At 62.9% G+C, this 12,404-nt stretch carries 9 protein-coding genes; 3 read left to right on the top strand and 6 right to left on the bottom strand.

Annotated elements, in window-relative coordinates:
• Positions 1–20 precede the first annotated feature (20 nt).
• On the bottom strand, positions 21–731 hold the full coding sequence (locus E2F50_RS13330) for an anti-sigma factor (protein WP_133316658.1): 711 nt from the start codon (positions 729–731) through the stop codon (positions 21–23).
• Positions 728–1,354 carry a sigma-70 family RNA polymerase sigma factor gene (locus tag E2F50_RS13325; RefSeq protein WP_133316657.1) on the bottom strand — a complete coding sequence of 209 codons (627 nt, stop codon included), beginning with the start codon at positions 1,352–1,354 and terminating at the stop codon, positions 728–730. The genes E2F50_RS13330 and E2F50_RS13325 overlap by 4 nt, the downstream gene beginning before the upstream one ends.
• Before the next feature lie 206 nt (positions 1,355–1,560).
• On the opposite strand from E2F50_RS13325, the gene E2F50_RS13320 reads away from it, so the two are divergent.
• Positions 1,561–2,349 (top strand): DUF4394 domain-containing protein, encoded by a 789-nt coding sequence (locus E2F50_RS13320; protein ID WP_133316656.1) that lies wholly within the window; start codon positions 1,561–1,563, stop codon positions 2,347–2,349.
• Positions 2,350–2,413: 64 nt separating this feature from the next.
• On the opposite strand, the gene E2F50_RS13315 is transcribed toward E2F50_RS13320, so the two are convergent.
• The 4 genes from E2F50_RS13315 to E2F50_RS13300 all read right to left on the bottom strand — a co-directional run bounded on the left by E2F50_RS13315 (position 2,414) and on the right by E2F50_RS13300 (position 10,220).
• Positions 2,414–4,204 carry a chloride channel protein gene (locus E2F50_RS13315; RefSeq protein WP_133316655.1) on the bottom strand — a complete coding sequence of 597 codons (1,791 nt, stop codon included), beginning with the start codon at positions 4,202–4,204 and terminating at the stop codon, positions 2,414–2,416.
• A gap of 121 nt (positions 4,205–4,325) precedes the next feature.
• On the bottom strand, positions 4,326–5,138 hold the full coding sequence (locus E2F50_RS13310) for a TIGR02186 family protein (RefSeq protein WP_133316654.1): 813 nt from the start codon (positions 5,136–5,138) through the stop codon (positions 4,326–4,328).
• Positions 5,138–6,064 (bottom strand): sulfite exporter TauE/SafE family protein, encoded by a 927-nt coding sequence (locus E2F50_RS13305; protein WP_133316653.1) that lies wholly within the window; start codon positions 6,062–6,064, stop codon positions 5,138–5,140. The genes E2F50_RS13310 and E2F50_RS13305 overlap by 1 nt, the downstream gene beginning before the upstream one ends.
• Positions 6,065–6,305: 241 nt before the next feature.
• The gene (locus E2F50_RS13300; RefSeq protein ID WP_133316652.1) at positions 6,306–10,220 is read right to left on the bottom strand and encodes a peptidoglycan-binding protein; all 3,915 of its coding nucleotides are present in this window, start codon (positions 10,218–10,220) and stop codon (positions 6,306–6,308) included.
• On the opposite strand from E2F50_RS13300, the gene E2F50_RS13295 reads away from it, so the two are divergent.
• A complete protein-coding gene (locus E2F50_RS13295) occupies positions 10,208–10,408 on the top strand; it encodes a hypothetical protein (protein ID WP_133316651.1) in 201 nt (66 codons plus the stop codon). The two genes, E2F50_RS13300 and E2F50_RS13295, sit on opposite strands and share 13 nt — an antisense overlap.
• Positions 10,409–10,577: 169 nt before the next feature.
• Positions 10,578–12,371: an acyl-CoA dehydrogenase C-terminal domain-containing protein gene (locus tag E2F50_RS13290; RefSeq protein ID WP_133316650.1), complete on the top strand. Its 1,794-nt coding sequence runs from the start codon at positions 10,578–10,580 to the stop codon at positions 12,369–12,371.
• Positions 12,372–12,404: the final 33 nt, after the last annotated feature.

Below are 12,404 nucleotides of genomic sequence, written 5' to 3'. Positions count from 1 at the left end.
TGTAGGCGCGGCCTTCTCCCTCAGCGTGTCAGCTTTGCGAAACCCTTGGCGAGGATCGGGCCTGTCGGTCGGCCCGTCGGCGAGCCCCCGGCCTGTTCCAGCGTCAGTTCGTAAAGCTGTGCGTCTTTCGGCTGCGGAAGTTCGGGCGCTTTCAGCGAGGCGGACCGGGCTCCTTCCAGCAGGCCGAGCGACATGGGACCCATATCCCGCGACGGCAGCGTCCAGACCTGGATGGTCTTGTCCGAAGGCACTTGGTAATCGGTGAGCAGCCGCACGCTGGCATTCTCGTTGCCGAAATCCTCGACCACCGCCTGCACCTCGCCCCTGTCGTTCAACAGCACGGCGATCACCAGCGGCTCGACGCTGCGGGTGAGGCTGACCCCGAGGCCGACCGCGAGCAATAGCGAAGCGGCAATGGCCGAAAGTGCTGCATGCCGCCAGGCGGTCTGCCGGTTGTCGTTGGACGGGCGACCCCTTGCGGACTTTTCGTCAACACTTCCGCCCAGCACCGGCAGTGCCGCCTCAATTCGTTCCCATAAAGCCTTGTCTATGCCTGCTGGCTCGGCGCCGACGTCGAGCGGCAGAAACCGCTCGCGGCTCATCGCCACGGCAGCCCGCAGATCCGGGTCGCTTTCCATCTCCGCTTCCATCTCGGCCTGTTCGCCCGGCTCCAGCAGTCCGAGCACATATTCGTCCGCAATCTCGGCAATGTCCTGGCGCGCATATTTCATGCCATGCACTCCCGAAGTGCCGCCAGCCCGCGGCGGATCCAGGATTTCGTAGTGCCAAGCGGAATGCGCAGGCGGCCGGCAATTTCGCCATGGGTATAGCCGCCGACATAGGCCATCAGGATGCCGTTCCGCTTGGTCTCATCGAGCGTGCCAAGGCATTCGCGCAGCCGGCTGTTCCGGTCGAGCTTGTTCCAGGCGGCCAGAATCTGATCGATCTGGTCGGTTTCCTGCAGGGTTTCGAGACGATCCTCGCCGATAAGGTCCTCCCGCCCGTCGCGCAGCATGTTGAGCGCCCGGTTTCGCACGATGGCGGTGACCCAGCCGCGGGCCGAGCCGCGCTCCGGTGCATATTGGCGGGCATGGGTCCAGACGCGGATAAAGGCTTCCTGCACCACTTCCTCGGCTAGGTCGCGCCGCCGGACGATCCGCTCGGCAACGGCCACGAGGCGCCCGGCCTCGCTGTCGAAGATCAGGCGCAGCCCGTTCCGGTCTCCGCTTGCACAGGCGGCAAGTGCTGACTCAAGGTCTGTGGATGCGTTTGCAACCGGGGCCAAGCGGGTTTCTCTCGTTGGAGCGTCGTTCTCAGGCGCAAATCCTGCATCTGCAATTGTCACGAAGGACATGGTCTCGTCCAGTCTTCAGCTTCGGCGCAGCCTTGATCTAGGCCTTATGATAAGGACACGTGGGACGCACAAATAGATGCGCGGCTAAAAATTATTTTCGGCGGCTGCATCCAGAGCCCGTCTCCCGGGTGTCCTTTATCTGAGAGCAGGTGAAAGGCGCAATGCCATGCGGCTCTCGACGGATTTCAACGCACGGGAGAAAAGATATGAAAACCATTCGCTTCGCTTTCATCGCATCCACGGCCCTCATCGCTTCGGCAGCGGCCGCCACGGCTGCTCCGGTCCTCGGCCTTACCGGCGACAAGACGCTGGTCATGTTCGACACGGCAAAGCCTGCCGTGACCAAGACCATGGACGTCACCGGCGTCACCAAACTCGTCGGCATCGACTTTCGCCCCGGCACCAAGGCGGTGATCGGCGTGACCGCGGAAAACACGATCGTCTCGATCGACCTCAAGACCGGCGCCGCAACCGAAGTGGCCAAGATGGACAAGCCGCTCTCCATGACGGCTGCTCCCGTCGTTGTTGACTTCAACCCGATGGCTGACCGCCTGCGCTACATGACCGGCACGACCAATCACCGCGTTCATCCCGATACCGGTGCCGTGACGGTCGACGGTACGCTCGCCTATGAAGACGGCGACATGCACAAGGGTGAAAAGCCCAACATTGTTTCCGCCGCCTATACCAATTCCTGGGGCAAGCCGGAAAAGACCGCCATGTACAATATCGACGCCACGATCGGCGCCTTGATCCAGCAGACCAAGCCGAACGACGGCACGCTGAAGGCGATCGGAAAGCTCGGCATCAAGGATATGCCGGCCGCCTACGCCTTCGACATCCAGGCAACCGAGGACGGCAAGAACACGGCTTTCCTGGTGGCGGCCAAGAAGCTTTATACCGTCAGCCTGGAGACCGGTGTGGCTACCGAAGTCGGCGCGATCACGGGCACGGCCAGCGATCTACGCGACATCACCGTTCTGCCGGCGATGTAAAAGACGCCTGATCCAAACAAAGGAAAGGCCGGGCATTGAAGCTCGGCCCTTCCTCTTTGCCGGCTCAAATCTCGCCCGAGATTTCCCGACGGCGCCGGTCGAGCTCCTCGCTGTAGCGGCGCAATGTATGGCTCTCGCTAAGCTGGCCGACCACCTTGCGCTCCGTCTGGTTGTTGACCACGGCGAGCGCTTCGGCCTCCAGATTGTCGAAAATCGCGGCTGCCTGCTTGGCATTCATTGTAGGAAGCAGCACGTCGTTCTGGTAGCGGGCAAAGGAGGCAAGCGTTCGCGTCTCGTCGCTGTCTTCACGCGGCGCGGCATAGATGTCGGACAGCAGGATCATGCCCGCATATCTTCGCTCCTCGTCCACCAGAACCACCCGCTGCGTTGCCCCGAGACGAAATTCCTTGCGGAACTCGTCCAGGGACATGCCGACCGGCGCCGTGCGGACATCGGACCGCATCAACCGGCCGACGGTCAGGTTGCGGATCCAGCCGACATCATGGGCGCTGCGGATGCTTTCACCGCGCAGATGGAAGCGCCAGGTGGCAAAGGAATAGCCGAAGGTCGAGCGCACGGTCACAGAGGAGGTAATCACCGCCGCAAGCGCCAGAACGGTGATCGCAAAGTCGCCGGTGATTTCCAGCGCCAAAAAGGTCATGGTCAGGGGGCCGCCTATTATGGCAACGGAAAGCGCGCTCATGCCCACCACGGCATAGATGACCGGCGTCAGCGTCGCGTGAACGAAGATATAGGGCGCCGAATAAGCAAATAGCTTGCCGAGCAGAGCGCCCATGAACAGCGAGGCGAAGAAGAGGCCGCCGCGGAAGCCCGATCCGATAGAGACGGCGGAAGCCAGTGATTTCATGGCGAGCAGCGCCAGGAGCGCCGGGATGGTCATGTTCTGGTTGAGGTTGAGATGCAGCGCGCCGTGTCCGGCCGACAGAACTTGATGATCGATCAGCGCCAGCAGGCCGACGGCAATGCCGCCCAGCGCCGGCCTGAAGGCAGGCGAAATCGAACTCTTGCGGGCCATCTCCTCGATGAATGTCACACCCTGCATGATCAGGATGCCGCCGCCGGCGCAGAAGATGCCGAGCACGATCGCCGGAAGGTAGTCCGCCGGCATGACGACACCGAAATCGCCGACATCCAGAAGAAAGGCATCCCCGACGAACAGCCGCGTCACGATGGTCGCCGCGAGCGCCGACACGACGACCGGTGCAAGGCTCAAGATCGTATAGGTGCCGATGATCAGCTCGAAGGCGTAGAAGGCGCCGGTGAGCGGCGCGTTGAAGGCCGCCGCAATCGCGCCGGCTGCACCGCAGCCAACCAGGATGCGAAGATCGGCGCGGCGCAATTGCAGCAAGAATCCGAGCTTCGACGCGATACCGGAAGACAGCTGCGTATAGCCGGCCTCCAGCCCGACCGATGCACCGAAGCCGTTGGAGATGAGGTTCTGAACTGCCACCACGATACTGTCGGTCAAAGACAGACGTCCGCCATGCAAGGCATTTGCCTCGATCGGGTCAACCATTGGCTTCTTCCGCCATTTGCGCAGGACGAGGAAGAGCAGGCCGAGCAGGATGCCGCCGGCAATCGGTGCCAGCAGAACAGTGCCGCGGTCGAGCCCGGTCGCCGAACTCAGTCGTTCGCCGCTTCCTATGTCGAAGATCGCCTCGTGAAGCGCCTGCGAGATCCAGCTCATGACGGCGACAGCGAGACCGGCCAGAGCCCCGACCACCGCCGCAACGGCGATCAAGCCGAACTCGCTGCGCCGGATGAGGAGGCGCATCTGTCCCGGGTCGAGCAGGATGCGGGCGCGAGACGGCAGTGATGAGAGATAGGTAAACATGCGATGCGGCAGGCGTGAGAAGATGCGGCCCTATCTAGGGCATGCGGTTGAGGAAACCACCCGGGAGGCGCCGCTCATTTCCTTGTATGGAGGCGGCAGGCACGCCGACATGGCTTCGGCCTTAGTCCTTGCGGAAGATGATGCTTGCGCCCCAGCCGGTGACCACGGCAATCAGCACGCACAGGAAACCATAGGCAAATGGCCGCTCATGCGCCGCGTCCGTGATCGCTTGCTCCAGGCCCGTCTTGACCACCCGCAGCGGCATTTCCCGCTGGAAGATCAGGACGCCGCTCTTGAACAGATAGGCGCGCACCATGTGCATGCCGTCGGGAACATTGGCGGGTAGCCGCAACGACGCGCGAAACAGGCTGGATGACACGAAGCGGACGCCGCTCGTATCGCGCTGGTACAGGCCGCTGCCGAGCTTCAGCCGTCGGTAGGCGTCGCGGAACTCGCTAATAAAGCCGGTATTGGGGATATAGCCGACCGGATTGAGCGGCAGATGCTCCAGGCCAACGCCGACACTGTTGAAGCTGACGCCCTGCTCCAGGCTGTCGATCTGCCGCGTACTGGCGATGGAATAGCTTTCCGGCACCTGTTCGAAGGTCAGCGACTCGGTATTCATCCAGATGCCGAGGACGCGTTCCTTTTTGCGGACCGTCGCATAGTCACGGGGACCCTCCAGGGTCACGACCACATCATACTGGCCGATCGCCAGGAAAAGCTCGTCGGCATTGCTGAGCGCCCCAAAGATCGTCAGGTCGGCGCCTCTGAAATCCGAGGTAATCGCGATTTCGCTCGAGGATGCGCCGATCTCCAGCCTTTCCTTGACCGCCGAAGCTTCGCCGAACGGCACCTGCGCCGCTACCGGCGCGGCCATCAAGGAGAAGGCCATGGAGACAATGGCAAGGGCGGCAAGGCTCAAGCGGCGCATCAGTAGGAAAGCCCCCCGACCGATACGGAATAGATATCATCCGGCGTCACCACCAGGCCGATCGCCAGGCGGATGCCGACGGCCAGCACCAGCAGCGCCAGAAGGGCACGCAACTGTTCGCCGCGCAGCTTCTGGCCGACCCGCACGCCGTATTGCGCGCCGATGACGCCGGCGACCATCAGGATCGTGGCGAGCACGATATCGACGGAATAGTTGGTGGCTGCCTGCACCATGGTCGTATAGGCGGTCACGAAGATGATCTGGAAAAGCGAGGTGCCGACGACGACGCTGGTCGGGATGCGCAGGAGATAGATCATCGCCGGCACCATGATGAAGCCGCCGCCGACCCCCATGATCGAGGTCAGGATGCCGATCCCGAAGCCGAGCGCCACGACCGGAATGGCGGACAGGTAGATCTTCGACTTCTTGAAGCGCATTTTCAGGGGCAGCCGGTGCACCCAATTGTGCTGACCCGGCCGCTTCAGCGGCAGCGCCTGATTGGTCTTTGCCCGCCGCATGGCGCGCAGGCTTTCCTGCAGCATCAGGATGCCGATCGTTCCGAGCAGCACGACGTAAAGCAGGGAGATGAACAGGTCGAGTTGCCCGAGCCGCCGCAGCCAGGAGAAGATCCATACGCCCACCGTCGCCCCCGCAAGGCCGCCGACCAGCAGGACGCTGCCGAGCTTCATGTCGAGCGTGCCGCGTCGGAAATGGGTAATGGCGCCGGAAATCGACGATGCGACCACCTGATTGGCGCCGGTCGCGACGGCCACGACGGGAGGAATATTGTAGAAGATCAGCAGCGGCGTGATGAGAAAGCCGCCGCCCACGCCGAACATGCCCGAAAGAAAGCCCACGGCCGCGCCCATGCCGAGAATGATCAGGATATTGACCGACAGCTCTGCGATCGGCAGGTAGACAGTCACGGCAAACCTCGACAAGCGAAAGCGGGCGCGTCGCAGGCGGTGGCGTTCAATTCTCCGGCCGCTGCGGCAATGGAATGGTGATCTCACATACCGCATGAACGGCGGATGAAAGCCTATCCGTCATGCGTCTGCGGGAGGTTTCAGTCAATTCGCAAGTGCCGAACGACAAGCTTGATCGGCCATTTCCGCAAGGGCGTGGCTTTAAATCCTCACCCCCGCATTCCCGGTCGGTTCAGTCGTCTTACTTGTTGCGGGCCAGCAGTTCCTTCACCAGCGCATCATTGATCTTGCCGGTCGGCTCCTGGCCGACGGAAGTCTGGAACGCCTTGATCGCCGTCACGGTCTTCTGGCCAAGCTTGCCGTCCGCGGTTCCGGCATCGAACCCGCTCTTGTTGAGGATGGCCTGGATGTTGCGGATCGCCTTGTCCATGTCGACGGAAGCAGTGGTAAGCGTCTTGCCAGAAGCCCACTCCTCGGGAAGGTTTACCGCATTCGCCTTCGGATCGAGCGTCTTGGCCTTCCAGCCGTCGGCCTTGGCGCGGGCACTTTCCAGCTGTTCCTTGCGCATGGCATTGGCCACTTCGTCGCGCTTCTGGGCTGCGTCCTTGTCGCCGCCCTTGGCAGCGACGTCGAACCATTTGTAGGATTCTTCCAGATCCTGGCGCACGCCGTTGCCGCGCGCATAAAGAATGGCGAGGTTGAACTGGCTGTCGGCGACACCAAGATCGGCGGCACGCGAGAACCAGTTGACGGCAGCCGCATAATCCGGCTGACCGGCAGCGCCCGAGGCGTAAAGCACGGCAAGGTTATGCATGGCGCTGGCATTTCCGGCTTCGGCAGCCAGTTTATAATAGGTGACGGCCTGGCCGAGATCGCGCTGGACGCCGGTGCCCTTTTCGAGGAGGTTGGCGAGCCGGTACTGCGCCGTTGCAAGGCCCTTTTCGGCCGAAAGCTTGTACCATTTGGCAGCCTCGGTCAGATCCGACTTGACGCCGCGGCCATCGGTGAAGCGGGCGCCGATCTCAAACAGCGCATTGGCATCGCCGGCCGTCGCGGCATCCGCCAGCGACTTCGGCTCTGTGCCGGCCGGCACGGTGATCTGAGGCTGGGCTTGCGCCTTCGGTGCGGCAACGAAGGCCTCTTGTGCCTGCGGCACGGCGCCGGCGGGCGCCATGGATGCGGCCTGGCCATCCGCCGGCTGCGGGTCCGTCAGGCGCTCGTTCGTAAGACTGTCCTGAGCCGGCGCCGGTTCCGGCGCCAATTCCTGGGCGCTTGGCTCGGCAGGCTGCGGGGCCGGTGCTTGCGCAGTCTCAGCCGGCAAAGCCGGAGCTGAAACGGAAGGCGCAGTGGCCGCGTTGCCGGTCATGTCGGCGGGTGCTTCACGCTTGGCCGGAGCCTCGATCGTGGCTGCCGGTGCGGTTTCGCCCGATGTCAGCGTCTTGACGAGCGGCATGGCCATCAGCACCAGGAGGACGGCACCGACCGCCATCATGATCGGGCGGCGATGCTGGGCGAACTTCGCCCCAAGCCCGGTGCCGCCGGAAGCTTTGGCGCTTCGGCGAGAAGCCTTGAGCGGGTTCGCCTGTGGATCGGTTTCCTGGGCCGCGGCCTTTGCGGCGCGGCGGGCGGCCGCGATATAATCGGCGCGCTCGCTGCTCGAAGCCCGGTCACCTTCGAACTCGCCGGCTGCCTGGCTGGCGCGAACGCGCTCCAGGATTTTCTTCACGTCCGGAGCGCCCGAGCCTGGTTCGAGAAGGTCGTTCTCGCGGCCGGACGGCAGGGATTCCGATGGATCGAGTGGCGGCGTCGGTTCAACCAGGGCGCGGACGGGCTTCTGATCGGCAGCGTCGCCCTTGCCGCTCGGCAGGAACCGGCGCGACAGTTCCTGAAGCAGGCTCGGCTTCGGCGCCTTGATCTCGTCTGGAGCCCGTGCCGTGGCAGCGGCCTCCGGCTGCGCCAGCGCATAGCGCCCGTCGTTGTCGCCAGATGTGGCCGATTGCGATCGCGCACGCGCCGGTGCGTCGACCGTCATTTCGCGCTCCAGCAGACCCGATGCCTGGGCAACGGAAAGCTGAGCGGCCAGCGGCATGGACGGTGCAGCCTGGATCGGCTCCGGACGGCGTGTCTCGGAACGCTGGGCCTGCCCGCGGCCCTGGTCCATCTGCGCGATGACCGGGGCTGCCGTCAGCCGGTGCTCCATGCCATCCAGCCTGTCGGCGATCTGTACGAGCGTGCCGTGCAATGCTTCGAATGTTTGATGGGTGCGTTCTTCGGAGCTGCGTGTGAGGTCTTCAAGGTGGCGCAGGTCATCGGCCAGGGCTGCAAGGGCGGCCATGTCGGAAGCGCCGACCGAAGCACCTGCAGCCGTATTGCGGGAATAGGCTTCGACGACCGCCTCGGCCGCTTGGCGGGCTGCTTCGATGATGTATTCGTCATTGGTGGCGAGATGTCCTTCGATCGCCGTCATGCGGTGTTCGAATTCTGCCGGCATTCCGCCCATGCCGGACGACGGCTGGGTGATCAGGGTCGAGAGATGGGCGATCTGGTCTTCCAGATTGCGCAGGGCGTCGTCATCGCCGCGCGGAGCCGCTGCCGCTTCGTCGAGCCTCGTCGCAATGTCGCTCAGCCGGTCTTCGATGCGCCCGAAGGCACGCTCGTCCACGGCCGATGGCTGGCGCGGCTGCAATTCGATCTCGTCGATCCGGCTCGCAAGATAGTCCAGGCGCTCGGCCAGCACGTCGCTGACGGCGCCCTGGTCGAGGCTGTCAATCTTGCGGGAAATATCTGCCAGGTAGACGCTGAGGTCCGGCATCTGCACGGGCTTCTGGGTCTGCTGGAGAACCGCCGAAAGCTGGTCCAGTCGCTCCTCGAGCCGCATGGCTGCCTGTTCGTCCGCGAGTTCCTCGATGCGGCTCGTCAGCGCTTCGATCCGGTAGGAAAGCGCGTCGGTGGGCGCCGGCGACTGTGCCGCATGGCTCATGGCATCGATTTGTTCGGCGATCGCGCCAATACGGCCATCGAGGCGCTGCAGGACCGACTGATCCATGGATGCTGCCGCGGAAGCGCGGCTGCCGGCGGCGATCGCCCGGCTGATTTCGTCGAGCCGTTCGTCGAGCAGCGCAAATTGTTCGGCCGCCGTGGCATCGGTCGGCTGCATGCGCGACCCCAGCTGCTCCATGGCGCCTGCGACAGTAATCAGCTTCTGTTCAAGCGCATGGATAACGGGATTGTCCGCCATGGCGCCGAGCTGGTTCTTGATGTCTTCGATCCGGTAGGCGAGGGCGACGAGCTCTTCGCGCAACACGTTGGTGTCTGTATCCTGGATACGGTTTTCCATGTCCTGCCAGCGGGATTCCATCCGCAAAACCGAGTCTTCGCGGGCAAGTCCGCTCATCGCGGAGCGCAATTCCTCAAACTCGCTGCGCAGTTCGGCAGCTTCAGGAGCGGCCTGATGGCCGAGCTGGTTGATGCTGTCGGCCAGCCGGGACAGATCGCTGCGCAGGTCGGCAGCGAAATCCTGCTCCTCGGCAACCGATTTGATCGACCTGATTTCCGCACGCAGAGCGCTCATTTCGCGCGCCACGCCTTCGGAAATATCCTGCTTGAGCTGCTGGCGCAGGCCGACGAGGGCATCGGCGATGTCGCGCATGCTGGAATCGGATTGTGCTGCCGTCGCTGTCGCACCGCCCATCGTCATGCGTGGCGCAGGGCGAGCGGCGCGGGGAGGCGCAACGAAAGCGGTGTCGTGCTGACCAGCCGGGCGGAATGCTTCCGGCGGACGAATGTCGGGACGGCGGCTCTCGGCAAATCGCGGTGCGCGGCTCTCGTCCTGTCGCGTTTCTGCGGGGGTCGCCCGCACAGGCAAGGAGCGCTCCAGGCGCCCGGCATCGAGGATCCGCTGGCGTTCGCGGATAGCAGCAAGAGGATCGCGCGCAGATTTCTGTTCCTGGCTTACCACGGCCTCCGGCTGACGCATGATGGCCTGCGGCCGTACATCGCGACTGTTGCGAGCGTCTCGCGGATCGTGCTGCGGCTCGCGACCGGATCCGCCCATCAACCCCTCGATGCGGGCTTCAAGGCCCTCGATCGTGCGGCTCAGCGCATCGATGGAAGACGTTTCGCCCAGGCGTTGGGAAGTCGATCGTGATCGGTTCATGGTCTAGCTCGTTTCGACGTTGTACCGGCTCAAGCATCGTGCTGGGCCGGCAGGCCGTGCTGATCTGGATGATGCGCCATACCGCCGATGAGGCGAACACGGCGCACAGCTCCAACATCCCCACTATTTTGCCAAACGTGGTAAACAAGCCGTTAACCACGGCCGGATTTTTTAACCTTTCCGCATAGAAGACTGCTTCTGCCTGTATTCTGCCGACGCAATCTCCGTCCCGGCAAGCCAGCATCCACAGCAGGCGCAGGGATACGTCTGCGCAATTGACGTTTACGCGCACGTCAATTATTGATGGGAGAAGAGACGGGCTTGCGCCCGGGATGAGGATATGGAGGAAGCACGAGCATGCCAGTGTACAAGGCGCCCGTAAACGATACGCTTTTCATCTTGAACGACGTGCTCGGCCTTGAGCGCTACGGCAATCTCGCAGGCTTCGCCGATGCGACGCCGGACATGCTCGAAGCGATTGTCGGGGAAGCCGCCAAAGTCGCCGAGGAAGCATTGTTTCCGCTCAACCTTTCCGGTGATCAGGAAGGCTGTACTCGCCACGACGATGGCACCGTCTCCGTGCCGAAGGGCTTCAAGCAGGCCTATGACCAATATTGTCAGGGCGGCTGGATCGGTCTGGCCGTGCCGGAAGAATTCGGCGGCCAGGGCCTGCCCTATACGCTGCATGCCGCTGTCGGCGAATACATGTCGTCCGCCAACATGTCGTTGATGATGTATCCCGGCCTGACCCAGGGCGCCATCGCCGCCATTCTGGTGCACGGCACCGAGGAACAGAAGCAGGCCTATCTGCCGAAAATGGTCGAGGGAACCTGGTCGGGCACCATGAACCTGACGGAGCCCCATTGCGGCACCGATCTTGGCCTGCTCCGCACAAAGGCCGTGCCGCAGGGCGACGGCAGCTACAAGATTTCCGGCCAGAAGATCTTCATCTCTGCCGGCGAGCACGGCATGACCGACAATATCATCCACCTCGTGCTAGCGCGCATCGAAGGTGCGCCGGAAGGCACAAAAGGCATTTCGCTGTTCATCGTGCCGAAGCTGCTGGTTCAGGCCGACGGCTCGGTCGGTGCCCGCAATGCCGTCACCTGCGGCGCGATCGAAGAAAAGATGGGCATTCACGGCAATTCTACTTGCGTCATGAATTATGACGAGGCGACCGGCTACCTGATTGGCGCCGAGAACAAGGGCTTGTCTGCCATGTTCGTGATGATGAACGAGGCTCGCCTCGGCGTCGGCCTGCAGGGACTGTCGATTGCCGAAGTCGCCTATCAGAACGCCGTTGCCTATGCCCGCGAACGCATCCAGGGCCGCTCCTTGTCGGGCGTCAAGGCGCCGGACAAGAAGGCCGATCCGATCATCGTCCATCCGGACATCCGCCGCACGTTGATGACCATCAAGGCCTTCAACGAAGCCGGCCGCGCCTTTCTCCTCTGGACAGCGCTGAAGTCCGACATTGCCCACCGCTCGGAGGATCCGGCAGAACGTCAGAATGCGGACGATCTGCTTGGCCTTGCGACGCCGATCTTGAAGGGCGTGCTGACCGACAAGGGTTTCGACCATGCAGTCATGGCCCAGCAGGTTTATGGCGGCCATGGCTATATCGAGGAATGGGGCATGAGCCAGTATGTCCGCGATGCCCGCATTGCGATGATCTACGAAGGCGCCAACGGCATTCAGGCACTCGATCTCGTCGGCCGCAAGCTGGCCCTCAACGGTGGCCGTGCCGTCATGGCCATGTTCAAGGAAATCGGCGATTTCTGCGAGGAAAATCGTGCCGATGAAAATATGGCCTTCTATACCAAGGGCCTCAAGAAGGGCTTGAACGACCTGCAGGCGGCCACCATGTGGTTCATGCAGAACGCCATGGCCAAGCCCGACAATGCTGGGGCAGGTTCCACCGACTATATGCATCTCTTCGGCCTCGTGACGCTCGGCTACATGTGGGCGAAGATCGCCAAGGCAGCCCAGGATCGTCTGGCCGCCGGCGATGCCCGCGAGGACTACCTGAAGAACAAGCTGATCACGGCAAAGTTCTTCATGGAGAAGATCATGCCCGAGACGGTGGTGCGCAAGGCGCGCATCGAGGCCGGCGCCGACACGGTAATGGAACTGGCCGCCGAAGCGTTTTGATTGCTGGATGAGCTGAAAAGTTATACATCTATA

This window comes from Rhizobium deserti (assembly GCF_004358025.1).
Lineage (GTDB): Bacteria > Pseudomonadota > Alphaproteobacteria > Rhizobiales > Rhizobiaceae > Neorhizobium > Neorhizobium deserti.
The sequence above is the reverse complement of the archived record's forward strand: the minus strand, read 5'-3'. Positions and strand labels throughout refer to the sequence as shown.